The following is a 25052-nucleotide window of genomic DNA, read 5'->3' as shown; positions in this document are numbered from 1 at the left end:
TCCACGCGGGAAAGGGCGAATGATCTGAATTACTTGCCTTGCTCACGCGCAATCGCGCGGTATCCAATATCTTTCCGGCTGAAGCAGCCTTCCCAGTGAATATCCTGCATTAACTGGTGCGCACGTTTTTGCGCGTCAGCGACGGTTTCACCCAGCGCCGTGACGCAAAGGACACGACCGCCGTTGGTCAGCACGCGATCGTCATTCGAAAGCTGGGTTCCCGCCTGGAACACTTTCCCGCCTTCAACTTCTTCCAGCGGCAGACCGTGGATTTCGTCGCCGTTGCGATAGTTGCCAGGATATCCGCCCGCGGCCATCACCACTCCCAGCGAAGCGCGTGGATCCCAGCGGGAGGTTTTCTCATCCAATTTGCCCGCACAGGCCGCGAGGCACAGTTCAACCAGATCAGACTGCAGGCGCAGCATAATAGGCTGTGTTTCCGGGTCGCCGAAACGGCAGTTGAATTCGATAACCTTTGGATTGCCTTCTTTATCAATCATCAGCCCGGCATACAGGAAACCGGTATAGATGTTGCCTTCCGCCGCCATGCCGCGCACGGTTGGCCAGATAACGCGATCCATGGTGCGCTGATGAACGTCGTCGGTCACCACTGGCGCCGGGGAATACGCGCCCATGCCGCCGGTATTGGGTCCGGTATCACCATCGCCTACGCGTTTATGATCCTGGCTGGTAGCCATTGGCAGAACATTCTCGCCATCAACCATCACGATAAAGCTGGCTTCTTCACCATCGAGGAACTCTTCGATGACGATCCGGTGACCCGCATCGCCAAACGCATTGCCTGCCAGCATGTCATGGACCGCAGCTTCGGCTTCTTCCTGCGTCATTGCAACAATAACGCCTTTACCCGCGGCCAGGCCGTCGGCTTTGATGACGATCGGCGCGCCTTTCTCGCGCAGATAAACCAGCGCAGGTTCAATCTCAGTAAAATTCTGGTATTCAGCCGTGGGGATCTTATGGCGCGCCAGGAAATCTTTGGTGAATGCTTTGGAGCCTTCCAACTGGGCCGCAGCTTGCATTGGGCCGAAAATGGTCAGGCCCGCATTGCGGAACGCATCAACCACGCCCAGCACCAGCGGCGTTTCCGGACCAACGATAGTCAGGCCAATCTGTTCACTCAGGGCGAAGTCCAGCAGCGCAGGAATATCCGTGGCGCTAATCGCCACGTTTTGCAGCGTCGGCTCAAGTGCGGTGCCCGCATTGCCAGGTGCTACGAATACGGTTTCAACCAGCGGCGACTGTGCCGCTTTCCACGCCAGCGCGTGCTCGCGCCCGCCGTTACCAATCACTAAAACTTTCATCGTCTGCTCCGGGAATTAATGGCGGAAGTGGCGCATGTCAGTGAAGATCATCGCAATGCCGTGTTCATCAGCCGCAGCAATGACTTCTTCATCACGAATGGAACCGCCAGGCTGGATAACGCAGGTCACGCCCACGGATGCCGCGGCATCAATACCATCGCGGAACGGGAAGAAGGCATCGGACGCCATCGCGGAGCCTTTGACTTCCAGGCCTTCGTCGGCCGCTTTAATCCCGGCAATCTTCGCGGAGTACACGCGGCTCATCTGACCGGCACCTATACCAATGGTCATGTTCTCTTTCGCATAAACGATGGCGTTGGATTTTACGAACTTAGCCACCTTCCAGCAGAACAGCGCGTCACGCAGTTCCTGCTCGCTCGGCTGGCGTTGGCTGACCACGCGCAGTTCACCGGCAGTCACCATCCCCAAATCGCGGTCCTGAACCAGAAGGCCGCCGTTAACACGTTTGAAATCGAGACCGGCAAGGCGGGTATCCCACTGACCGCAGGTCAGCACGCGGACATTCTGTTTCGCCGCGGTGATTTTCAGTGCTTCTTCAGATGCAGATGGGGCAATGATCACTTCCACGAACTGGCGGGAGATGATGGCTTGTGCCGTTTCGGCATCCAGTTCGCGGTTAAAGGCAATAATGCCGCCGAATGCTGAGGTCGGGTCGGTTTTGTAGGCGCGATCGTAGGCATCCAGAATGGAGCCGCTAACCGCCACACCACATGGGTTGGCGTGCTTGACGATCACGCAGGCCGGTTCGCTGAATTCCTTCACACATTCCAGGGCGGCATCGGTATCGGCAATGTTGTTATACGAGAGCGCTTTGCCCTGTACCTGTTGTGCGGTGGCGACAGACGCTTCCTTTATTTCTTCTTCTATATAGAAGGCTGCTTGCTGGTGGCTGTTTTCACCGTAGCGCATATCCTGCTTCTTAATGAAGTTCAGGTTCAGGGTACGTGGGAAGCGACCGGCGGGTTGTTTGGTTTCACCGTGATAGGCCGGGACCAGGCTGCCGAAGTAGTTGGCAATCATGCTGTCGTAGGCTGCGGTGTGCTCGAAGGCTTTAATGGCGAGATCGAAACGAGTTTCGAGAGAGAGGGATCCTTCTTGAGCATCCATCTCACTAATAATAGAAGCGTAGTCGCTGCTCTTTACTACGATTGCCACATCTTTATGGTTCTTGGCGGCGGAGCGAACCATCGTCGGGCCACCAATATCGATATTCTCGACCGCATCTTCCAGGGAGCAGCCTTCGCGGGCGACGGTCTGGGCGAACGGGTAAAGGTTAACGACAACCATATCGATCGGCGCGATCCCGTGTGTTTCCATAATGGCATCATCCTGACCACGGCGGCCGAGGATCCCACCGTGTACTTTCGGGTGCAGCGTCTTAACGCGTCCGTCCATCATTTCAGGGAAACCGGTGTAATCGGAAACTTCGGTAACCGGCAAGCCTTCTTCTGCTAACAGGCGAGCGGTACCGCCAGTAGACAGCAGCTCCACACCGCGTGCGGAAAGTGCCTGTGCGAATTCGACGATACCGGCTTTATCAGAAACGCTGAGTAAAGCGCGGCGGACTGGACGACGTTGTTGCATGGTAAATCCCCTGGATTTGACGATTACAGAGAGCGTTAGCTGAATTTTTACCGAAAAACTCAGCTAACGCCCCTCACGGGGCATCCTTGTTTTAGCGCGGGCATTGTAACGAAAACGTTTGCGCATCGCTCGTGATTTTTTGGGTTTTCTCACGTTTGTGGATAAGTCTGTGTGTAAAAGGGTATAAGGCGGGGTTTTGCTGTGGAATGCAGCAGTCAGTCATTTTTCTGTCATTTAGGTATTGCGGTGCCATCAGAACTCCCTATAATGCGCCTCCATCGACACGGAACATGTGAACAACTTCACAGTGTACCGGCGGCGATGAGAGTTAAAAATCCTGAAATTAAGGGTTGACTCTGAAAGAGGAAAGCGTAATATACGCCACCTCGAGTTAGCAAGCGAAAGCGCGTAACTTACTGCTCTTTAACAATTTATCAGACAATCTGTGTGGGCACTCAAAGTGACATGGATTCTTAAACGTCGAAAGACGCTAAATAGAATACCAAGTCTTATGAGTGAACATACGTAATTCATTACGAAGTTTAATTCATGAGCATCAAACTTAAATTGAAGAGTTTGATCATGGCTCAGATTGAACGCTGGCGGCAGGCCTAACACATGCAAGTCGAGCGGTAACACAGGAGAGCTTGCTCTCTGGGTGACGAGCGGCGGACGGGTGAGTAATGTCTGGGAAACTGCCCGATGGAGGGGGATAACTACTGGAAACGGTAGCTAATACCGCATAACGTCTTCGGACCAAAGAGGGGGACCTTCGGGCCTCTTGCCATCGGATGTGCCCAGATGGGATTAGCTAGTAGGTGGGGTAATGGCTCACCTAGGCGACGATCCCTAGCTGGTCTGAGAGGATGACCAGCCACACTGGAACTGAGACACGGTCCAGACTCCTACGGGAGGCAGCAGTGGGGAATATTGCACAATGGGCGCAAGCCTGATGCAGCCATGCCGCGTGTATGAAGAAGGCCTTCGGGTTGTAAAGTACTTTCAGCGAGGAGGAAGGCGTTGTGGTTAATAACCGCAACGATTGACGTTACTCGCAGAAGAAGCACCGGCTAACTCCGTGCCAGCAGCCGCGGTAATACGGAGGGTGCAAGCGTTAATCGGAATTACTGGGCGTAAAGCGCACGCAGGCGGTCTGTCAAGTCGGATGTGAAATCCCCGGGCTCAACCTGGGAACTGCATTCGAAACTGGCAGGCTAGAGTCTTGTAGAGGGGGGTAGAATTCCAGGTGTAGCGGTGAAATGCGTAGAGATCTGGAGGAATACCGGTGGCGAAGGCGGCCCCCTGGACAAAGACTGACGCTCAGGTGCGAAAGCGTGGGGAGCAAACAGGATTAGATACCCTGGTAGTCCACGCCGTAAACGATGTCGACTTGGAGGTTGTGCCCTTGAGGCGTGGCTTCCGGAGCTAACGCGTTAAGTCGACCGCCTGGGGAGTACGGCCGCAAGGTTAAAACTCAAATGAATTGACGGGGGCCCGCACAAGCGGTGGAGCATGTGGTTTAATTCGATGCAACGCGAAGAACCTTACCTACTCTTGACATCCAGAGAACTTAGCAGAGATGCTTTGGTGCCTTCGGGAACTCTGAGACAGGTGCTGCATGGCTGTCGTCAGCTCGTGTTGTGAAATGTTGGGTTAAGTCCCGCAACGAGCGCAACCCTTATCCTTTGTTGCCAGCGGTTCGGCCGGGAACTCAAAGGAGACTGCCAGTGATAAACTGGAGGAAGGTGGGGATGACGTCAAGTCATCATGGCCCTTACGAGTAGGGCTACACACGTGCTACAATGGCGCATACAAAGAGAAGCGACCTCGCGAGAGCAAGCGGACCTCATAAAGTGCGTCGTAGTCCGGATTGGAGTCTGCAACTCGACTCCATGAAGTCGGAATCGCTAGTAATCGTAGATCAGAATGCTACGGTGAATACGTTCCCGGGCCTTGTACACACCGCCCGTCACACCATGGGAGTGGGTTGCAAAAGAAGTAGGTAGCTTAACCTTCGGGAGGGCGCTTACCACTTTGTGATTCATGACTGGGGTGAAGTCGTAACAAGGTAACCGTAGGGGAACCTGCGGTTGGATCACCTCCTTACCTTAAAGAACCTGCCTTTGTAGTGTCCACACAGATTGTCTGATAGATGTAGAGAAGCAAGGCGTCTTGCGATTGAGACTTCAGTGTCCCCTTCGTCTAGAGGCCAGGACACCGCCCTTTCACGGCGGTAACAGGGGTTCGAATCCCCTAGGGGACGCCACTTGCTGGTTTGTGAGTGAAAGTCGCCGGCCTCCCTATCTCAAAACTGATTTTACTGCGTAAGCGGTGAGTCATGTTTGAGATATTTGCTCTTTAAAAATCTGGATCAAGCTGAAAATTGAAACGACACACTGTTTCCTTTCTCCGTAATAAGAAAGGAAAATACGGTGTGTTCGAGTCTCTCAAATTATTGCAAGTCGATGATGAATCGAAAGAAACATCTTCGGGTTGTGAGGTTAAGCGACTAAGCGTACACGGTGGATGCCCTGGCAGTCAGAGGCGATGAAGGGCGTGCTAATCTGCGATAAGCGTCGGCGAGGTGATATGAACCTTTGACCCGGCGATACCCGAATGGGGAAACCCAGTGTGTTTCGACACACTATCATTAAGTGAATACATAGCTTAATGAGGCGAACCGGGGAACTGAAACATCTAAGTACCCCGAGGAAAAGAAATCAACCGAGATTCCCCAGTAGCGGCGAGCGAACGGGGAGGAGCCCAGAGTCTGAATCAGCGCGCGTGTTAATGGAACGGTCTGGAAAGTCCGGCGATACAGGGTGATAGCCCCGTACATGAAAATGCACGCGTTGTGAACTCGAAGAGTAGGGCGGGACACGTGGTATCCTGTCTGAATATGGGGGACCATCCTCCAAGGCTAAATACTCCTGACTGACCGATAGTGAACCAGTACCGTGAGGGAAAGGCGAAAAGAACCCCGGCGAGGGGAGTGAAAAAGAACCTGAAACCGTGTACGTACAAGCAGTGGGAGCCTACTTGTTAGGTGACTGCGTACCTTTTGTATAATGGGTCAGCGACTTATATTCTGTAGCAAGGTTAACCGAATAGGGAGCCGAAGGGAAACCGAGTCTTAACTGGGCGTTAAGTTGCAGGGTATAGACCCGAAACCCGGTGATCTAGCCATGGGCAGGTTGAAGGTTGGGTAACACTAACTGGAGGACCGAACCGACTAATGTTGAAAAATTAGCGGATGACTTGTGGCTGGGGTGAAAGGCCAATCAAACCGGGAGATAGCTGGTTCTCCCCGAAAGCTATTTAGGTAGCGCCTCGTGAACTCATCTTCGGGGTAGAGCACTGTTTCGGCTAGGGGTCATCCCGACTTACCAACCCGATGCAAACTACGAATACCGAAGAATGTTATCACGGGAGACACACGGCGGGTGCTAACGTCCGTCGTGAAGAGGGAAACAACCCAGACCGCCAGCTAAGGTCCCAAAGTCATAGTTAAGTGGGAAACGATGTGGGAAGGCTCAGACAGCCAGGATGTTGGCTTAGAAGCAGCCATCATTTAAAGAAAGCGTAATAGCTCACTGGTCGAGTCGGCCTGCGCGGAAGATGTAACGGGGCTAAACTATGCACCGAAGCTGCGGCAGCGACACTATGTGTTGTTGGGTAGGGGAGCGTTCTGTAAGCCGTTGAAGGTGGCCTGTGAGGGTAGCTGGAGGTATCAGAAGTGCGAATGCTGACATAAGTAACGATAAAGCGGGTGAAAAGCCCGCTCGCCGGAAGACCAAGGGTTCCTGTCCAACGTTAATCGGGGCAGGGTGAGTCGACCCCTAAGGCGAGGCCGAAAGGCGTAGTCGATGGGAAACAGGTTAATATTCCTGTACTTGGTGTTACTGCGAAGGGGGACGGAGAAGGCTATGTTATCCGGGCGACGGTTGTCCCGGTTTAAGCATGTAGGCGGAGAGTTTAGGTAAATCCGGACTCTTATCTAACGCTGAGGTGTGATGACGAGGTACTACGGTACTGAAGTAACAGATGCCCTGCTTCCAGGAAAAGCCTCTAAGCATCAGGTAACACGAAATCGTACCCCAAACCGACACAGGTGGTCAGGTAGAGAATACCAAGGCGCTTGAGAGAACTCGGGTGAAGGAACTAGGCAAAATGGTGCCGTAACTTCGGGAGAAGGCACGCTGATGTGTAGGTGAAGTCCCTGCGGATGGAGCTGAAATCAGTCGAAGATACCAGCTGGCTGCAACTGTTTATTAAAAACACAGCACTGTGCAAACACGAAAGTGGACGTATACGGTGTGACGCCTGCCCGGTGCCGGAAGGTTAATTGATGGGGTTATCCTTAGGGAGAAGCTCTTGATCGAAGCCCCGGTAAACGGCGGCCGTAACTATAACGGTCCTAAGGTAGCGAAATTCCTTGTCGGGTAAGTTCCGACCTGCACGAATGGCGTAATGATGGCCAGGCTGTCTCCACCCGAGACTCAGTGAAATTGAACTCGCTGTGAAGATGCAGTGTACCCGCGGCAAGACGGAAAGACCCCGTGAACCTTTACTATAGCTTGACACTGAACATTGAGCCTTGATGTGTAGGATAGGTGGGAGGCTTTGAAGCGAGGACGCCAGTTCTTGTGGAGCCAACCTTGAAATACCACCCTTTAATGTTTGATGTTCTAACGTAGACCCGTAATCCGGGTTGCGGACAGTGTCTGGTGGGTAGTTTGACTGGGGCGGTCTCCTCCCAAAGAGTAACGGAGGAGCACGAAGGTTAGCTAATCCTGGTCGGACATCAGGAGGTTAGTGCAATGGCATAAGCTAGCTTGACTGCGAGAGTGACGGCTCGAGCAGGTGCGAAAGCAGGTCATAGTGATCCGGTGGTTCTGAATGGAAGGGCCATCGCTCAACGGATAAAAGGTACTCCGGGGATAACAGGCTGATACCGCCCAAGAGTTCATATCGACGGCGGTGTTTGGCACCTCGATGTCGGCTCATCACATCCTGGGGCTGAAGTAGGTCCCAAGGGTATGGCTGTTCGCCATTTAAAGTGGTACGCGAGCTGGGTTTAGAACGTCGTGAGACAGTTCGGTCCCTATCTGCCGTGGGCGCTGGAGAATTGAGGGGGCTGCTCCTAGTACGAGAGGACCGGAGTGGACGCATCACTGGTGTTCGGGTTGTCATGCCAATGGCATTGCCCGGTAGCTAAATGCGGAAAAGATAAGTGCTGAAAGCATCTAAGCACGAAACTTGCCCCGAGATGAGTTCTCCTGACTCCTTGAGAGTCCTGAAGGAACGTTGAAGACTACGACGTTGATAGGCTGGGTGTGTAAGCGTAGCGATACGTTGAGCTAACCAGTACTAATGAACCGTGAGGCTTAACCTTACAACGCCGAAGATGTTTTGGCGTGAGAGACACGATATTCAGCTTGAAACAGATTAACTGACAGACCCTGAAGGGTGTGTTGGTAAACAGAATTTGCCTGGCGGCAACAGCGCGGTGGTCCCACCTGACCCCATGCCGAACTCAGAAGTGAAACGCCGTAGCGCCGATGGTAGTGTGGGGTCTCCCATGCGAGAGTAGGGAACTGCCAGGCATCAAACAAGTAAGAAACCCCGACCGAAAGGCCGGGGTTTTTTGCGTTTATGCGCAGCCTGTCCACAGCGTTATCCACAAGCCTTTCTGGCACAAAACCCATCATTTTATTGCCTATTCTTCCTTCAACGGCCGATCCTACGGGCCGTAGCAGCCATGAAACTTTCTCACCTTTCACATGCGGACTCGACATTTCACTTATTCCTGGTTATCTTCAGCTATCTGGATGTCTAAACGTGTAAACGTATGCTGTGAGGTAATAAGGTTATGCCGATTCGGGTGCTGGACGAGCTACCGGCCGTCAATTTCTTGCGTGATGAGAACGTCTTTGTGATGACGGCATCGCGTGCCACCAACCAGGAAATTCGCCCGCTGAAGGTGCTGATCCTTAATCTGATGCCGAAAAAGATCGAGACGGAAAACCAGTTTCTTCGTCTGCTGTCGAACTCACCGCTACAGGTAGATGTCCAGCTGCTACGCATTGATGCACGTGAATCCCGTAATACACCGGTCGAGCACCTCAATAATTTCTACTGCAATTTCGAAGACATTTGTGATGACAATTACGATGGTCTGATTGTCACTGGCGCCCCGCTGGGTCTGGTCGAATTCAACGATGTCGCCTACTGGCCGCAGATAAAACAGGTACTCGAGTGGGCAAAAGATCACGTTACTTCAACGCTGTTCGTCTGTTGGGCCGTTCAGGCCGCACTGAATATTTTGTATGGCATTCCCAAACAAACCCGCTCTGATAAGCTCTCTGGCGTATATGAACATCACATTCTGCACCCGCATGCCTTGCTGACTCGGGGTTTTGATGACTCGTTCCTGGCCCCGCATTCCCGCTACGCCGATTTCCCTGCGGCGTTGATCCGTGATTACACAGACCTCGAAATATTGGCGGAAACGGAAGACGGAGACGCTTACCTGTTTGCCAGCAAAGACAAGCGGATTGCTTTCGTCACCGGACATCCGGAATACGATGCACACACCCTTGCCGGTGAGTTTTTCCGTGACGAGGAAGCCGGGCTTTCCCCGGACGTACCGTACAACTACTTTCCTAAAAACGATCCACAAAATAAACCGCGAGCGACCTGGCGTAGCCACGGCAACCTGTTGTTCATCAACTGGCTGAACTATTACGTCTACCAGATAACACCATACGATCTGCGTCATATGAATCCGACGCTGGAGTAATCTCCCGTTTATGAGATCGTAAAGCGATTCAGCACACCAGATCAGGCACCTACGGGTGCCTTTTTTATTTCCGAAAACAAAACCAAATGACGAATAAACTTTAATATGATAATTATCAGCATGTTAAATTACATTCCATTTAAAAATGGAAATTGTTTTTGATTTTGATTAATTATTGCGTAGGCTTAATTGAACTGAACGAAAACCAGACAACGATCATTGTTGGTTTTGGGAAGTGACTTTGGATCAACGACGAGGAGCCGCGCAATGACACAACAGGCAACAACCGCAGAAGAACTGGCCTTCAGCCAGCCGTTTGGCGAACAGGAACAGCAGATCCTGACCCCAGAAGCGATCGAATTTCTCAATGAACTGGTTTCCCGGTTCACACCAAAGCGCAACAAACTGTTGGCCGCACGTATTCAGCAACAGCAAAATATCGATAATGGTCAACTTCCTAATTTCATTTCGGAAACTGCTTCCATTAGAAATTCAGAGTGGAAAATACGGGGCATTCCTCAGGATCTTCTCGACCGTCGGGTGGAGATCACCGGTCCCGTCGAGCGCAAAATGGTCATCAATGCGCTGAATGCTAACGTAAAAGTGTTTATGGCGGATTTTGAAGATTCGCTGGCGCCGAACTGGGATAAAGTTATCGACGGGCAAATCAACCTGCGCGATGCGGTTGACGGCGTTATCAGTCACACCAATGAAGCCGGGAAGATTTATCAGCTGGGGCCGGATCCGGCGGTGCTGGTGTGTCGGGTTCGCGGGCTTCATCTGCCAGAGAAGCATGTGACCTGGCGCGGAGAATCCATTCCAGGAAGCCTGTTTGATTTCGCGCTCTACTTCTTCCACAACCATAAAAACCTGCTCGCAAAAGGCAGCGGCCCTTATTTTTATCTGCCGAAAACCCAGGCCTGGCAGGAAGCGGCCTGGTGGAGTGAAGTGTTCAGCTTTACTGAAGACCGTTTCGACCTGCCGCGCGGCACCATCAAAGCCACGTTGCTGATTGAAACGCTCCCGGCGGTATTTCAGATGGATGAAATCCTGCATGCGCTGCGTGACCATATCGTCGGTCTGAACTGCGGGCGCTGGGATTACATTTTCAGCTATATCAAAACGTTGAAAAATCATCCAGACCGCGTGCTGCCAGACAGACAAATGGTCACGATGGACAAGCCTTTCCTCAGCGCTTATTCGCGCTTGCTGATCAAAACCTGTCATAAACGCGGGGCGTTTGCGATGGGCGGCATGGCGGCGTTTATCCCGAGTAAAGACGCCGGGCGCAATACGCAGGTGCTCAACAAAGTGAGGGCGGATAAAGCGCTCGAAGCCAACAACGGTCATGACGGCACATGGATTGCGCATCCTGGCCTCGCAGATACGGCGATGGCAGTGTTTAACGAGGTGCTGGGCGACCACCCAAACCAGCTCTTCTTGACTCGTGATGACGATGCACCGATTACTGCTGAGCAGCTTCTGGCGCCATGCGACGGTGAACGTACTGAAGAAGGCATGCGCGCCAACATCCGTGTGGCCGTGCAGTACATCGAAGCGTGGATCTCCGGCAACGGCTGCGTACCGATTTACGGCCTGATGGAAGATGCCGCGACGGCAGAAATCTCCCGCACCTCTATCTGGCAGTGGATCCATCACCAGAAGACGCTCAACAACGGCACGCCAGTGACCAAAGCGCTGTTCCGCCAGATGCTGGCTGAAGAGCTGCGGGTTGTGCAGGACGAACTCGGCGAACACCGCTTCAGCAGTGGTCGCTTCGATGAAGCGGCGCGCCTGATGGAGCAAATCACCACCTCCGAAGAACTCGTCGATTTCTTAACACTGCCCGGCTACCGCCTGCTGGCCTAACCCACCCAATAATAAAAATGGAGCCTCTGCCAATGAAAACCCGTACCCAACAAATCGAAGAGATCAAACAGGAATGGACCAACCCACGCTGGAAAGGCATTCGCCGTCCGTACAGTGCGGAAGAGGTGGTGAAATTACGCGGCTCGGTGAATCCGGAATGCACGCTAGCGCAGCACGGCGCGGCGAAAATGTGGCGCCTATTGCACGGCGACGCCAAAAAGGGCTACGTGAACAGCCTCGGAGCGCTGACTGGCGGACAAGCGCTGCAGCAGGCGAAAGCGGGGATTGAAGCCGTGTATCTGTCCGGCTGGCAGGTTGCGGCAGATGCCAACCTGGCCTCGAGCATGTACCCGGATCAATCGCTGTATCCGGCTAACTCGGTGCCATCGGTGGTGGATCGGATCAACAACACATTTCGTCGTGCGGATCAGATCCAATGGGCGTCGGGCATTGAACCAAATGATCCTCGCTATATCGACTATTTCCTGCCGATCGTCGCCGATGCAGAAGCCGGATTTGGCGGCGTGCTTAATGCGTTCGAACTGATGAAGTCGATGATTGAAGCGGGTGCGGCAGCCGTGCACTTTGAAGATCAGCTGGCCTCGGTGAAAAAATGCGGACACATGGGCGGCAAAGTGTTGGTACCGACCCAGGAAGCGATTCAAAAACTGGTTGCTGCGCGTCTGGCTGCTGACGTACTGGGCGTGCCGACGCTGCTGATTGCCCGTACCGATGCCGATGCTGCCGACTTGATCACCTCCGACTGTGACCCGTATGACAGCGAGTTTGTCACCGGCGAACGCACCAGCGAAGGGTTCTACCGTACCCGCGCGGGCATCGAGCAGGCGATCAGCCGCGGGCTGGCTTACGCACCGTATGCCGATTTGGTGTGGTGTGAAACTTCCACGCCGGACCTCGATTTGGCTCGCCGCTTCGCCGAGGCTATCCACGCGAAATATCCAGGCAAACTGCTGGCCTACAACTGCTCACCCTCGTTTAACTGGAAGAAGAATCTGGACGATAAAACCATCGCCAGCTTCCAGCAGCAGCTGTCGGAGATGGGCTACAAATACCAGTTCATCACCCTCGCCGGCATTCACAGCATGTGGTTCAGCATGTTCGACCTGGCCCACGCTTACGCGCAGGGCGAAGGGATGCGCCACTACGTCGAAAAAGTGCAGCAGCCGGAGTTCGAATCGGGCCAACAGGGCTACACCTTCGTCTCGCATCAGCAGGAAGTGGGCACGGGATATTTCGACAAGGTCACGACCATCATTCAGGGCGGCGCTTCATCCGTCACTGCCCTGACGGGATCGACTGAAGAATCGCAGTTCTGACTTTGTCCTCTCTTCCTGCGGGGAGAGAGGAAAATCACAACGGAGATGCAGATGACGCGTGGCCTCGAACTGTTAATCGCTCAAACTATTCTGCAAGGATTCGACGCGCAGTATGGCCGCTTTCTGGAAGTCACTTCCGGGGCGCAACAGCGTTTCGAACAGGCAGACTGGCACGCGGTACAACAGGCGATGAAGCAGCGTATTCATCTGTACGACCATCATGTGGGCCTGGTCGTGGAGCAGCTGCGTTGTATCACGGAAGGTAAAAGTCCGGATGCGGCTTTTTTGCTGCGGGTGAAAGAACATTACACCGCGCTGCTGCCTGATTACCCTCGCTTTGAAATTGCCGAAAGCTTTTTTAACTCTGTGTATTGTCGGTTATTTGACCACCGCTCGCTGACTCCCGAGCGGCTTTTTATTTTCAGCTCTCAGCCGGAGCGCCGCTTTCGCGCCATTCCTCGCCCGCTGGCGAAAGATTTCTACCCGGATAACGGCTGGGAGGCACTGCTCAACCAAATGCTGACGGACCTGCCGCTGCGTCTGCCGTGGCAGGATAAAGCGCGTGACGTGGGATATATCGTGGCGCATCTGACGGACGAATTTGGGGCAGACGTTTTACGCGAATCGCATCTACAGGTGGCGAACGAGCTGTTTTATCGCAATAAAGCGGCCTGGCTGGTTGCCAGGCTGTACACGCCAGAAGGCATCGTACCGCTACTAATGCCAGTGCATCGCAGCGAAGAAGGCGAGTTATTCGTTGATACCTGTCTGACGACCAGCGCGGAGGCCAGCATTGTCTTTGGTTTCGCTCGCTCCTATTTCATGGTTTATGCCCCGCTCCCGGCGGCATTAGTCGAATGGCTGCGGGAAATACTGCCGGGCAAAACCACCGCTGAGCTGTACATGGCGATTGGCTGCCAGAAGCATGGCAAAACGGAAAGCTATCGCGAGTATCTGACCTATATTCGCCAAACAGAAGAGCAGTTCATCGAAGCACCGGGCATACGCGGCATGGTGATGCTGGTCTTCACGCTGCCTGGTTTTGACCGGGTATTTAAGGTCATCAAAGACAGGTTTGCGCCGCAAAAAGAGATGAATGCGGCGCACGTGCGGGCCTGTTATCAGCTGGTCAAAGAACATGACCGCGTGGGGCGAATGGCCGACACGCAGGAGTTTGAAAACTTTGTGCTGGAAAAACGGCAAATTTCCCCCGCGCTACTCGATTTATTGTGGCAGGAAGTTCCGCAAAAAATCAACGATCTCGGGGAACGCATCGCCATCAGTCATCTCTACATTGAACGGCGGATGGTGCCGCTCAATCTGTGGCTTGAACGGGTCAACGGCCAGCAGTTACGCGATGCTGTGGAAGAGTACGGGAACGCCATTCGCCAGCTGGCGGCAGCCAATATTTTCCCCGGCGACATGCTTTTTAAAAACTTTGGCGTCACCCGCCACGGTCGGGTGGTCTTTTATGATTACGATGAAATTTGCTACATGACGGAAGTGAATTTCCGCGACATCCCGCCGCCGCGTTACCCGGAAGATGAGCTCGCCAGCGAGCCGTGGTACAGCGTCTCGCCAGGCGACGTTTTCCCGGAAGAGTTTCGCCATTGGCTGTGTGCCGACGCCCGTATTGGGCCGTTGTTTGAGGAAATGCACGCCGACCTGCTACGCGCAGACTACTGGCGTGGCCTGCAAACGCGTATTCGGGACGGGCACGTGGAAGATGTTTTTGCCTACCGGAAGCGACAACGTTTTGGCCTGCGGAGGTAAAAGTAAAACGGGAACCTTTGGGTTCCCGTTTTTAGTGTTTTCTCCCTCTCCCCGTGGGAGAGTGCTGGGGAGAGGGCATCAGGCCGCACCCGTCTTAACGCGTTCCACCATATGCCAGCGTCACTTCTTTAGCCGCCTTAATCACCAGCGCTCCAAGCTCGGTCACGCGATCGTCGGTAATCCGCGAAATCGGCCCGGAAATGGAGATGGCGGCAAACGGTTCGCGATGCTCATCGTAAATACACGCCGCCACGCAACGCAGGCCTAGCGCGTGCTCTTCGTCATCAAACGAGTAGCCGCGCTTGCGAATCTGTGCCAAATCTTCCTTCAGATGTACCGGCGAAACCAGGGTAGCGTGCGTGTAGGCGTGCAGCCCTTTACGGTGCAGCAACCCGCTCACTTGCTCATCGGTCAACTGAGATAAAAACGCCTTCCCGGCGCCTGACGCGTGCATCGGCAGCTTGCCGCCAATCGGCGCAGACATGCGCATCAGCTGCGTACATTGCACCTGGTCGATGATGATCGCCTGATGGTCACTCTGGTCGAGCACCGCCAGGTTCACCGTTTCACCGGAGTCATCCATCAGCTTGCGCAGGATAGGGTGCACAATCGCCAACAGGTTACGGCTTTGCAGGAAACTGCTGCCCACGATGAAGGCGTGCGCGCCAACGGTCCAATGACCCAGATCGCCGGTCTGACGTACAAAGCCTAGCTGCTGCATCGTGGTCAACAGGCGGTGAGTGGTGGAGTTCGGCAGGCCAGCCTGCTGCGCCAGCTCGGTCAGTGCCACGCTGCCATGGGATTCTGCAATCGACTCCAGCAGCTTCAGGCCGCGTGTCAGCGACTGTACCTGGCCGGTGGGCTGTGGAGCCGCTGTGGCAGGGGCGGGTTTTCTGCCACGTTTTGCGGGAACAGTTGCAACCATGACGACCTCCTTATTCTGTATCGTGGAAATCATTTTCGTTTTATTTGATTATAATGCAACCGTTATCAGAACTGATCGGAGCAGTGGTAGTGAACATCTCTCATGTTCCGTGTGGCTCTCTTTTCCACGGTGGTTGAATATGCCACTATGGCTTGTTGATAAGAGCGTTGTCGGGAGTCCGCGTGAGCACCATCGAAAAACAGCTGAAGCAGCAATTAAAAGATCGAATCCTGGTTCTGGACGGGGGCATGGGCACCATGATCCAGAGCTATCGGCTGAACGAAGAAGATTACCGTGGCGAACGCTTCGCTGAATGGTCGAGTGACCTGAAAGGCAACAACGACCTGCTGGTGCTAACCCAACCGGACATCATTGCCGCCATCCATAACGCCTATTTTGAAGCCGGGGCGGACATCGTTGAGACCAACACCTTTAACTCCACGACCATCGCCATGGCGGATTACCAAATGGAATCGCTGTCGGCGGAGATAAACTTCACGGCGGCAAAGCTGGCCCGCGCCTGTGCCGATGAATGGACGGCCCGCACGCCGCACAAACCGCGCTATGTCGCCGGGGTGCTCGGCCCGACCAACCGCACGGCGTCAATTTCTCCCGATGTAAACGATCCGGCATTTCGTAACGTCACCTTCGATCAGCTGGTGGTCGCCTACCGCGAATCCACCAAAGCGCTGGTGGAAGGCGGATCAGACCTGATTCTTATCGAAACCGTTTTTGACACCCTCAATGCCAAAGCCGCGATTTACGCGGTGAAAGAGGAAATGGAAGCGTTAGGCGTAGATCTGCCTATCATGATTTCCGGCACCATCACCGATGCGTCTGGCCGTACGCTTTCCGGGCAAACCACGGAAGCGTTCTATAACTCGCTGCGCCATGCGGATGCGCTGTCGTTTGGTCTGAACTGTGCGCTGGGGCCGGATGAACTGCGCCAGTACGTGCAGGAGCTGTCGCGCATTGCGGAGTGCTACGTCACGGCACACCCGAATGCCGGTTTACCGAATGCCTTCGGGGAATATGACCTCGACGCCGACACCATGGCGGCACAGATTGGTGAATGGGCGCAGTCCGGATTTCTCAATATCGTCGGCGGTTGCTGCGGCACCACGCCGGAGCACATTGCGGCGATGAGCCGTGCGGTGGAAGGCCTTGCCCCGCGCCAGCTTCCGGAACTGCCGGTCGCCTGCCGTCTGGCGGGTCTGGAGCCGCTGAATATTGGCGACGATAGCCTGTTTGTGAACGTCGGTGAGCGTACCAACGTCACTGGTTCCGCCAAATTTAAGCGCCTGATCAAAGAAGAGAAATACGCCGAAGCGCTGGCCGTCGCACGTCAGCAGGTCGAAAGCGGTGCGCAGATCATCGACATCAACATGGATGAAGGGATGCTCGACGCCGAAGCGGCGATGGTGCGTTTCCTGAACCTGATTGCCGGTGAACCCGACATCGCCCGCGTGCCCATCATGATCGACTCCTCGAAGTGGGAGGTCATCGAAAAAGGCCTAAAGTGCATTCAGGGCAAAGGCATCGTTAACTCCATTTCGATGAAAGAGGGCGTCGACGCCTTCGTCGCTCACGCCAAAAAAGTCCGGCGCTACGGCGCTGCCGTGGTGGTAATGGCGTTTGACGAAATAGGCCAGGCCGACACTCGCGCGCGCAAAATCGAAATTTGCACCCGCGCCTATAAAATTCTGACCGAAGAGGTGGGCTTCCCGCCGGAAGACATTATCTTCGACCCCAATATTTTCGCCGTTGCGACCGGCATCGAAGAGCACAACAACTACGCGCAGGATTTCATCGGCGCGTGCGAAGACATCAAACGCGAACTGCCTCACGCGCTGATTTCCGGCGGTGTCTCCAACGTCTCCTTCTCGTTCCGTGGTAACGACCCGGTGCGCGAAGCCATCCACGCCGTGTTCCTCTACTACGCGATCCGCAACGGGATGGACATGGGGATCGTCAACGCCGGACAGCTGGCGATATATGATGACCTGCCTGCCGAGTTACGCGACGCGGTGGAAGACGTGGTGCTTAACCGTCGCGATGACAGCACCGAACGTCTGCTGGATCTCGCTGAAAAATACCGCGGCAGCAAAACCGATGAAGCGGCCAATACTCAGCAAGCCGAATGGCGCAGTTGGGAAGTCAAAAAACGCCTCGAATATTCACTGGTCAAAGGCATCACTGAATTTATCGAAATCGATACCGAAGAAGCGCGCCAGCAGGCCTCGCGCCCGATTGAGGTTATCGAAGGGCCGTTGATGGACGGCATGAACGTGGTCGGCGACCTGTTCGGCGAAGGCAAAATGTTCCTGCCGCAGGTGGTGAAATCTGCCCGCGTCATGAAACAGGCGGTGGCGTATCTGGAACCGTACATTGAAGCCAGCAAAGAGAAAGGCTCCACCAACGGAAAAATGGTTATCGCCACCGTGAAAGGCGACGTGCATGACATCGGCAAGAATATCGTCGGCGTGGTGTTGCAGTGTAATAACTACGAGATTATCGATCTTGGCGTGATGGTGCCGACGGACAAAATCCTCAAAACTGCCCGAGAAGTGAATGCCGACCTGATTGGCCTTTCCGGCTTGATCACCCCGTCGCTGGACGAAATGGTCAACGTGGCGAAAGAAATGGAGCGTCAGGGTTTCACCATTCCGTTGCTGATTGGTGGCGCAACCACCTCGAAAGCGCACACGGCGGTGAAAATCGAGCAGAACTACAGCGGCCCGACGGTATATGTGCAGAACGCCTCACGCACCGTGGGCGTCGTTTCTGCGCTGCTCTCGGCGACGCAGCGCGATGCGTTTATCGCCCGTACGCGTCAGGAATACGACACGGTGCGCATCCAGCATGCGCGTAAAAAACCGCGCACGCCGCCAGTGTCATTGCAGGCTGCCCGCGATAACGATTTGGCCTTCGACTGGGCAAGCTACACGCCGCCGGTCGCGCATCGTCTCGGGGTGCAGGCCGTCAGCGCCAGCATCGAAACGCTGCGTAACTACATCGACTGGACGCCGTTCTTCATGACCTGGTCGCTGGCGGGTAAATATCCGCGCATTCTCGAAGATGAGGTCGTGGGCGAAGAGGCCAAACGCCTGTTTGCGGATGCCAATGAAATGCTCGATAACCTCAGTGCGAACAAATCGCTGAACCCGCGCGGCGTCGTGGGCCTGTTCCCGGCGAACCGTATTGGTGACGACATCGAAATTTATCGCGATGAAACCCGCACGCACGTGCTGGCGGTCAGTCGTCATCTGCGCCAACAGACGGAAAAGGTGGGCTTTGCTAACTACTGTCTGTCTGATTTCGTCGCGCCAAAAACCTCCGGGAAAGCGGATTATCTCGGTGCCTTTGCCGTTACCGGTGGGCTTGAAGAAGACGCGCTGGCAGAGGCGTTTGATGCGCAGCATGATGACTACAACAAAATCATGATCAAGGCGATTGCTGACCGTCTGGCAGAAGCGTTCGCAGAATATCTGCACGAGCGCGTACGCAAAGTACATTGGGGTTACGCCGCCAATGAAAACCTCAGCAATGAGGAACTCATTCGCGAAAACTACCAGGGGATTCGCCCGGCACCGGGTTACCCGGCCTGTCCGGAACACACCGAAAAAGCCACCATCTGGCAGCTGCTGGATGCCGAAACCCACACCGGCATGAAGCTCACCGAGTCTTACGCAATGTGGCCAGGCGCTTCGGTTTCGGGCTGGTACTTCAGCCACCCGGACAGCAAGTATTACGCCATCGCGCAAATTCAGCGCGATCAGGTGGAAGACTACGCCTACCGCAAAGGAATGAGCGTCGCAGAGGCCGAACGCTGGCTGGCACCGAACCTGGGTTATGACGCTGATTAAGTCATAAAACTGTCATCATTTCTTACAACAAACGAGGCACCTTCACGGTGCCTTGTCTCTTTATTGACGCTAAACCCTTATACTGAAAATGGATGCCGATCCCATAAAAACGTATAACGATAAGGAGAAAACAAACTCGTGCTGACTTTGCTACACCTGCTATCCGCTGTGGCGCTCCTGGTCTGGGGCACACATATCGTTCGAACCGGCGTTATGCGCGTATTTGGCGCTCGCTTGCGTACCGTACTCAGCCGCAGCGTCGAAAAGAAACCACTCGCCTTCTGTGCGGGCATTGGCGTTACCGCGCTGGTCCAGAGCAGCAATGCCACCACCATGCTGGTGACCTCGTTTGTCGCGCAGGACCTGGTGGCGCTGACGCCAGCGCTGGTCATCGTACTCGGCGCCGACGTCGGTACCGCGCTAATGGCCCGCGTACTGACCTTCGATCTCTCCTGGCTGTCGCCGCTGCTGATTTTCGTCGGCGTCATCTTCTTCCTCGGACGTAAACAAACGCGTGCCGGGCAACTGGGCCGCGTGGGGATTGGCCTCGGGCTTATCCTGCTTGCGCTGGAACTGATTGTTCAGGCCGTCCACCCGATAACCCAGGCCAATGGCGTGCAGGTGATTTTCGCCTCGCTGACCGGCGATATCATGCTCGATGCGCTGATCGGCGCGCTGTTTGCAGTCATCACCTACTCAAGCCTCGCCGCCGTGCTGTTGACCGCCACGTTAACGGCCACCGGCGTGATTTCGTTCCCGGTGGCGCTGTGTCTGGTGATTGGTGCGAACCTCGGTTCTGGCCTGTTGGCGATGCTCAACAACAGCACCGCCAATGCCGCCGCACGTCGCGTGGCGCTCGGCAGCCTGCTGTTTAAGCTGGTGGGTAGCCTGATTGTATTGCCGTTTATCCACATCCTGGCGGACGTAATGGCCCGCCTGCCGGTGGCGAAATCTGAACTGGTTATCTACTTCCACGTGTTCTACAACCTGATCCGCTGCCTGGCGATGGTGCCGTTCGCCGAGCCGATGGCCCGCTTCTGCAAGCGCATTATCGTGGAAGTGCCGGAGCTGGATGCACGTCTGAAACCGAAACATCTCGATCCAACGGCGCTGGACACGCCGACGCTGGCTTTGGCCAACGCCGCCCGTGAAACGCTGCGTATCGGTGATGCGATGGAAAACATGATGGCGGGGCTGCACAAGGTTATTCACGGTGAGCCGCGCGAAGAGAAAGAGCTGCGCAAAATCGCTGACGACGTCAACGTACTCTACACCGCTATCAAGCTGTATCTGGCGCGGATGCCGAAGGATGAACTCGCAGAAGAAGAATCCCGGCGCTGGGCGGAAATCATCGAGATGTCGCTGAACCTTGAACAGGCTTCCGACATCATCGAGCGCATGGGCAGTGAGATTGCTGATAAGTCCCTGGCTGCGCGCCGGGCGTTTTCGGTGGAAGGGCTGAAAGAGCTGGATGGTCTGTTTGAGCAACTGCTCAGCAACCTGCAATTGGCGATGTCGGTATTCTTCTCCGGTGACGTCGACAGCGCTCGCCGTCTGCGCCGGAACAAGCACCGCTTCCGCATCCTGAACCGTCGTTACTCACACGCTCACGTCGACAGGCTGCATCAGCAAAACGTGCAGAGTATCGAAACCAGCTCGCTCCACCTGGGGCTGCTCGGTGACATGAAGCGTCTCAACTCCCTGTTCTGCGCGGTGGCGTACAGCGTGATGGAACAGCCGGACGAAGATGATGGTCGCGACGATTATTGACGGGTTGTTTTATAAGGCTATCGGCCTTTGATATAGTTCGCGCATACAGGAGAAACTATGCTGCCGACTCAATCCATCCGATTAAACAAATACATCAGCGAAAGTGGGATCTGCTCACGCCGTGACGCCGACCGCTACATCGAACAGGGCAACGTGCTCATCAACGGCAAACGCGCCACCATTGGCGATCAGGTCGTGGCGGGCGACGTCGTGAAAGTAAACGGCCAGCTCATCGAGCCGCGTCAGGAAGACGATTTGGTGTTAATCGTATTGAACAAGCCGGTCGGGATCGTCAGCACCACCGAGAACGGCGAAAAGGACAACATCGTCGATTTCGTCAACCACAGCAGCCGCGTGTTCCCGATTGGCCGCCTGGACAAAGACTCCCAGGGCCTGATTTTCCTCACCAACCATGGCGACCTGGTGAACAAAATCCTGCGTGCCGGCAACGACCATGAAAAAGAGTATCTGGTCACGGTCAACAAACCGGTGACCGATGAATTTATCGCGGGAATGGGCAAGGGCGTGCCGATCCTCGGCACGGTGACGAAAAAGTGCAAAGTGAAAAGAGAAGCACCGTTCACTTTCCGCATCACCCTGGTGCAGGGCCTGAACCGTCAGATTCGCCGCATGTGCGAACATTTCGGCTTTGAAGTCACCAAGCTTGAACGTACGCGAATCATGAACGTCAGCCTGAAAGGACTGCCGTTAGGCGAATGGCGTGACCTGACCGATGACGAATTGATCGAACTGTTCAAGCTGATTGAAAACTCGTCCTCGGAAGCCAAACCGGCAAAAGCCAAGGCCAAGCCGAAAACCGCCGCAACCCCGGTGAAGAAACCGGCCAGCAGCGGCGCAAAAAACATGGCGAAAACCCCGGCAGAATTGGCAAACCGTAAGCGCTTTGCATCGCCAGGGCGTAAAAAGAAAGGGCGCTGATTCGCGCGTTATCCAGAATGTAAAATGCCGGGGATGTCCCCGGCATTTTTATTTCTCGCTTTCTACAACGCTGCGCTTATCAAGTTCTCTCCGCAGCAATCGTTTTATCCAGCCTGCTTTGTTGTCATCGCCATCTTCTTTCATGGCCGCAGCCAGTCGTTCTGATAAGTCCGCATCCAGACGAAGCTGCACAACAAGACGCTCTTTGTGGTTGTCATTGGTTGACATTGGTTATCTCCGGCGTATGCTTTCTCGACTGGTTGTAAATGTACAGCATTGTATAGCTACCAGTAAAGCAACGCCCCGAACGTGCAGCAACACGATCGGGGCGTCTGACCATAATATTAAACCGAGGTAATACCATGGCTAACGCCGATAGTACCACTAACGCTGATACGGGATCCTGTAACATTCTGCCCGGAAGCAGCCTGATCAATTTTCCGCTGGCAAACGTCATGCGGCAGCTTGATTGTCACAAGTTGTCTGAAGAAGAACTGCTGGAATTGGCTTTTGGCTGCGAAGACACGCTGTCTGGCCTGTATCAGACCTTAAAGTTTCTCGGCGACAGCCTGATCAGCCTGTGTACGGAAAATGAAACGACCTTCTCTACTGAAAGTGTCTGCCAGTTAGGACACAGCCTGAGCTGCATCAGCCAGCTTATTCCTGCGATACATCAGCTCTCAGAACGGGCAGATGCTCAACTTCACGCCACGCATTGATACGCCCGGCCGGGCAGTCTGATCTGCCTGGCCTGCGTTAATCAGCGTTTCCCTCGCGGTCCTGTACTGGCAGTCCACGTGAATGTCGCTGTTTTGTCGACTTTATAAGCCTGATTTTTCTTTAACTGACGGGCTTTCTTGGCTTCTGCTTCCCGCTCGACCATCAGTTTGTCGATGTACTCTTTTTTGACGCTGTTGTTTTCCGCGTTGGTCAGCGTGCGGCCATGGGCGATGCGGGCGCGGTCGAGGAGGGTTTTCAGCTCGCGTTGTTCTTTCTCGTTCATGTCCTGCTGGGTCAGACGTGAAATTGCCATGCTGTATACCTCTGGTATTAGAAACCGTGTGCTGCAACGGAAGGCCTTAAGTATTCTTGATTGTCAGCCCAAAGCCCAGCGCTTTCATCACCGCCAGCGTAGTTTTTAAGGTGGGGTTACCCTGATCGCTGAACGAGCGGTACAGTTGTTCACGCGAAAGGCCTGTTTCTGTCGCAATGGTGGACATCCCTTTTGCTCGAGCCACGACGCCGAGCGCTTTGGCTATGAAGGCCGCATTCCCCGTTTCCAGCGCGTCATTGATGAAAACGGCAATGGCTTCATCATTGATAAGTGCTGCAGCGGGATCATAATGTGTCAGCTTATTCATGAATCAAACCCTCTTTTGTTCTGTACACGCTGGCCAGATACTTTGCAGCAACGATATCACTGCTTTGACGGCTTTTATCGCCACCGCAAAGTAGCAGGATAATGACGTCGTTTTGCTGTTGAAAATAGATACGGTAGCCAGGTCCATAGTGAATACGAAGCTCATGGATTCCTTCTCCTATGGATTTGGTATCTCCCGGTAATCCATTCGCGAGCCGTAGAATACGAGCGGCAATAAGCGCTTTTGCACTGTGATCTTTCAGACGTGATTCCCACTTCTGAAAGACGGATGTTTGCAGGATTGTTTTCATATCCTTCCCTGTATTTTATAAACGACTCTTTAAATAATGCAAGGAATAAGGTTGAGGTGAAAGCTGAAAAGAAGGGCAGGAGATTTAAAATTGTAATTTCTGAAAGCGGGCCGAAGGGTTTTGCAATGATTTGATTTTTTGCATTCAGAGTTGAAGCATGGCCTCTGATGAAGCCATGCCTGGGCGACTTAACTCTCTTTCGCCACCGCCACGTTCTGTTTCTCTACAGGCTTGCCTGACCAGTATCCCGCCAGCAGCGAGCCGGAAAGATTGTGCCACACCGAGAACAGCGCGCCGGGCAGCGCGGCGAGTGGGCCGAAGTAGATTTTACCCAGCGCCGCCGCGAGGCCGGAGTTCTGCATCCCGACTTCAATCGCCAGCGTGCGGCAGGTCGATTCGTCGAAGCCGAACAGGCGTCCGCCCCAGTAACCCCCGAGCAGGCCCAGCGTGTTGTGCAGGATAACCGCCACAATCACCACGAAACCGACCGACGCGATGTGCGAGGCCGAACCCGCAACCACGGCGCTGATGATCGCCAGAATGCACAGCATTGAAAACGCAGGCAGGTACGGCTCTACCGCTTTCACGACGCGCGGCAGCAGGTGATGCACCACCAGTCCAAGCGCAATCGGGATAACCACGATTTGCAGAATACTCAGCAGCATGCCCATAACGTCGACCTGAATATGTGTGTCGACGTACAGGCGCGTCAGCAGCGGCGTGGCAACCACACCGACCAACGTGGATACCGACGAAATGGTCACGGACAACGCCACGTCACCCTTCGCCAGGAAAATCATAACGTTTGACGCCGTGCCGCTGGCGACGCTGCCCACCAGCACCATCCCGGCAGACAGTTCCGGCGGCATGTGGAACAGCATCGCCAGCAACCATGCGGCGAGCGGCATCACCAGATAGTGCAGGAAAATCCCGGCAGCAACCGGGGCCGGGCGCGACAGTACGCGCTTGAAATCGTCAATTTTGAGGTGCACGCCCATGCCGAACATGATCAGCATCAGCAGCGTGGTCACCCACGGGCCAATCGCCGTGAAGGTGGTCGGAGTTTTGTACGCGAGTACGGAGAGCAGCACGGCCCAGAGCGGGAACAGTCGCGTGAGTATCGAAAGCATGGTGTATTCCTTGCAGGTGTTATGTTGTGTTTTATAGGTATAA

16 protein-coding genes, 1 tRNA gene and 3 rRNA genes are annotated in these 25052 nt (G+C 54.5%); 12 read left to right on the top strand and 8 right to left on the bottom strand.

Annotated features, from left to right (window positions below; genetic code table 11):
* Positions 1–29 precede the first annotated feature (29 nt).
* Positions 30–1322 (bottom strand): phosphoribosylamine--glycine ligase, encoded by a 1293-nt coding sequence (gene purD / locus A8O29_RS21285; protein ID WP_125355511.1) that lies wholly within the window; start codon positions 1320–1322, stop codon positions 30–32.
* 15 nt (positions 1323–1337) lie between these two features.
* Entirely contained in the window at positions 1338–2927 is a 1590-nt protein-coding gene (gene purH, locus A8O29_RS21280) for a bifunctional phosphoribosylaminoimidazolecarboxamide formyltransferase/IMP cyclohydrolase (RefSeq protein ID WP_125355513.1), read from the bottom strand.
* A gap of 564 nt (positions 2928–3491) precedes the next feature.
* Between purH and A8O29_RS21275 the strand changes: the two genes are divergently transcribed.
* From A8O29_RS21275 to aceK, 8 genes are all read left to right on the top strand, one after another.
* Positions 3492–5033 (top strand): 16S ribosomal RNA (locus A8O29_RS21275).
* 85 nt (positions 5034–5118) lie between these two features.
* A tRNA-Glu gene (locus A8O29_RS21270) sits at positions 5119–5193 on the top strand.
* Positions 5194–5426: 233 nt separating this feature from the next.
* Positions 5427–8322, top strand: a 23S ribosomal RNA gene (locus A8O29_RS21265).
* A gap of 96 nt (positions 8323–8418) precedes the next feature.
* Positions 8419–8533 (top strand): 5S ribosomal RNA (gene rrf / locus A8O29_RS21260).
* Together the 16S, 23S and 5S rRNA genes with 1 tRNA gene alongside form the textbook arrangement of a ribosomal RNA operon.
* 266 nt (positions 8534–8799) lie before the next feature.
* On the top strand, positions 8800–9729 hold the full coding sequence (gene metA / locus A8O29_RS21255) for a homoserine O-acetyltransferase MetA (RefSeq protein ID WP_110511080.1): 930 nt from the start codon (positions 8800–8802) through the stop codon (positions 9727–9729).
* A gap of 267 nt (positions 9730–9996) precedes the next feature.
* Positions 9997–11598 (top strand): malate synthase A, encoded by a 1602-nt coding sequence (gene aceB, locus A8O29_RS21250; RefSeq protein ID WP_125354564.1) that lies wholly within the window; start codon positions 9997–9999, stop codon positions 11596–11598.
* A 32-nt stretch (positions 11599–11630) separates the two neighbouring features.
* Entirely contained in the window at positions 11631–12935 is a 1305-nt protein-coding gene (aceA, locus tag A8O29_RS21245) for an isocitrate lyase (RefSeq protein ID WP_125354565.1), read from the top strand.
* 51 nt (positions 12936–12986) lie between these two features.
* Positions 12987–14708: a bifunctional isocitrate dehydrogenase kinase/phosphatase gene (gene aceK / locus A8O29_RS21240; RefSeq protein WP_125354566.1), complete on the top strand. Its 1722-nt coding sequence runs from the start codon at positions 12987–12989 to the stop codon at positions 14706–14708.
* A gap of 94 nt (positions 14709–14802) precedes the next feature.
* Here aceK and iclR read toward each other — a convergent pair whose 3' ends face one another.
* Positions 14803–15633, bottom strand: a complete 831-nt coding sequence (gene iclR, locus A8O29_RS21235) for a glyoxylate bypass operon transcriptional repressor IclR (protein ID WP_125354567.1) — start codon at positions 15631–15633, stop codon at positions 14803–14805.
* 182 nt (positions 15634–15815) lie between these two features.
* On the opposite strand from iclR, the gene metH reads away from it, so the two are divergent.
* The 3 genes from metH to rluF all read left to right on the top strand — a co-directional run bounded on the left by metH (position 15816) and on the right by rluF (position 22208).
* On the top strand, positions 15816–19499 hold the full coding sequence (metH, locus tag A8O29_RS21230; RefSeq protein ID WP_125354568.1) for a methionine synthase: 3684 nt from the start codon (positions 15816–15818) through the stop codon (positions 19497–19499).
* Positions 19500–19637: 138 nt separating this feature from the next.
* Positions 19638–21269 (top strand): Na/Pi cotransporter family protein, encoded by a 1632-nt coding sequence (locus A8O29_RS21225; RefSeq protein ID WP_110511074.1) that lies wholly within the window; start codon positions 19638–19640, stop codon positions 21267–21269.
* Between the two features lie 57 nt (positions 21270–21326).
* Positions 21327–22208 (top strand): 23S rRNA pseudouridine(2604) synthase RluF, encoded by an 882-nt coding sequence (gene rluF / locus A8O29_RS21220; protein ID WP_110511073.1) that lies wholly within the window; start codon positions 21327–21329, stop codon positions 22206–22208.
* 48 nt (positions 22209–22256) lie between these two features.
* On the opposite strand, the gene A8O29_RS21215 is transcribed toward rluF, so the two are convergent.
* Positions 22257–22436 carry a hypothetical protein gene (locus A8O29_RS21215; protein WP_125354569.1) on the bottom strand — a complete coding sequence of 60 codons (180 nt, stop codon included), beginning with the start codon at positions 22434–22436 and terminating at the stop codon, positions 22257–22259.
* A 134-nt stretch (positions 22437–22570) separates the two neighbouring features.
* Between A8O29_RS21215 and A8O29_RS21210 the strand changes: the two genes are divergently transcribed.
* Entirely contained in the window at positions 22571–22927 is a 357-nt protein-coding gene (locus tag A8O29_RS21210; protein WP_125354570.1) for a hypothetical protein, read from the top strand.
* Positions 22928–22968: 41 nt separating this feature from the next.
* Here A8O29_RS21210 and A8O29_RS21205 read toward each other — a convergent pair whose 3' ends face one another.
* From A8O29_RS21205 to panS, 4 genes are all read right to left on the bottom strand, one after another.
* Positions 22969–23241, bottom strand: coding sequence for a YjbD family protein (locus A8O29_RS21205; RefSeq protein WP_125354571.1), 273 nt, complete (start codon positions 23239–23241; stop codon positions 22969–22971).
* Positions 23242–23287: 46 nt separating this feature from the next.
* Complete coding sequence (locus A8O29_RS21200) at positions 23288–23569, bottom strand: addiction module antidote protein (protein ID WP_125354572.1); 282 nt, start codon at positions 23567–23569, stop codon at positions 23288–23290.
* Positions 23562–23879 (bottom strand): type II toxin-antitoxin system RelE/ParE family toxin, encoded by a 318-nt coding sequence (locus A8O29_RS21195; protein ID WP_125354573.1) that lies wholly within the window; start codon positions 23877–23879, stop codon positions 23562–23564. Before A8O29_RS21195 ends, A8O29_RS21200 begins: the two co-directional genes overlap by 8 nt.
* Before the next feature lie 188 nt (positions 23880–24067).
* Positions 24068–25009 (bottom strand): ketopantoate/pantoate/pantothenate transporter PanS, encoded by a 942-nt coding sequence (panS, locus tag A8O29_RS21190; RefSeq protein WP_125354574.1) that lies wholly within the window; start codon positions 25007–25009, stop codon positions 24068–24070.
* Positions 25010–25052: the final 43 nt, after the last annotated feature.

Origin of the sequence: Scandinavium goeteborgense (assembly GCF_003935895.2) — a bacterium.
GTDB lineage: Bacteria > Pseudomonadota > Gammaproteobacteria > Enterobacterales > Enterobacteriaceae > Scandinavium > Scandinavium goeteborgense.
Note: the sequence above shows the minus strand (reverse complement) of the source record. Positions and strands in the feature narration are given on the sequence as shown.

Excerpts from the sequence above, each read along its gene's own strand:
- panS (WP_125354574.1), bottom strand. The coding sequence starts at position 25,009 with ATGCTTTCGATACTCACGCGACTGTTCCCGCTCTGGGCCGTGCTGCTC.
- A8O29_RS21215 (WP_125354569.1), bottom strand. The coding sequence starts at position 22,436 with ATGTCAACCAATGACAACCACAAAGAGCGTCTTGTTGTGCAGCTTCGT.
- A8O29_RS21210 (WP_125354570.1), top strand. The coding sequence starts at position 22,571 with ATGGCTAACGCCGATAGTACCACTAACGCTGATACGGGATCCTGTAAC.
- metA (WP_110511080.1), top strand. The coding sequence starts at position 8,800 with ATGCCGATTCGGGTGCTGGACGAGCTACCGGCCGTCAATTTCTTGCGT.
- A8O29_RS21205 (WP_125354571.1), bottom strand. The coding sequence starts at position 23,241 with ATGGCAATTTCACGTCTGACCCAGCAGGACATGAACGAGAAAGAACAA.
- purH (WP_125355513.1), bottom strand. The coding sequence starts at position 2,927 with ATGCAACAACGTCGTCCAGTCCGCCGCGCTTTACTCAGCGTTTCTGAT.
- rluF (WP_110511073.1), top strand. The coding sequence starts at position 21,327 with ATGCTGCCGACTCAATCCATCCGATTAAACAAATACATCAGCGAAAGT.
- A8O29_RS21195 (WP_125354573.1), bottom strand. The coding sequence starts at position 23,879 with ATGAAAACAATCCTGCAAACATCCGTCTTTCAGAAGTGGGAATCACGT.
- aceA (WP_125354565.1), top strand. The coding sequence starts at position 11,631 with ATGAAAACCCGTACCCAACAAATCGAAGAGATCAAACAGGAATGGACC.
- purD (WP_125355511.1), bottom strand. The coding sequence starts at position 1,322 with ATGAAAGTTTTAGTGATTGGTAACGGCGGGCGCGAGCACGCGCTGGCG.
- aceB (WP_125354564.1), top strand. The coding sequence starts at position 9,997 with ATGACACAACAGGCAACAACCGCAGAAGAACTGGCCTTCAGCCAGCCG.
- iclR (WP_125354567.1), bottom strand. The coding sequence starts at position 15,633 with ATGGTTGCAACTGTTCCCGCAAAACGTGGCAGAAAACCCGCCCCTGCC.
- A8O29_RS21200 (WP_125354572.1), bottom strand. The coding sequence starts at position 23,569 with ATGAATAAGCTGACACATTATGATCCCGCTGCAGCACTTATCAATGAT.
- aceK (WP_125354566.1), top strand. The coding sequence starts at position 12,987 with ATGACGCGTGGCCTCGAACTGTTAATCGCTCAAACTATTCTGCAAGGA.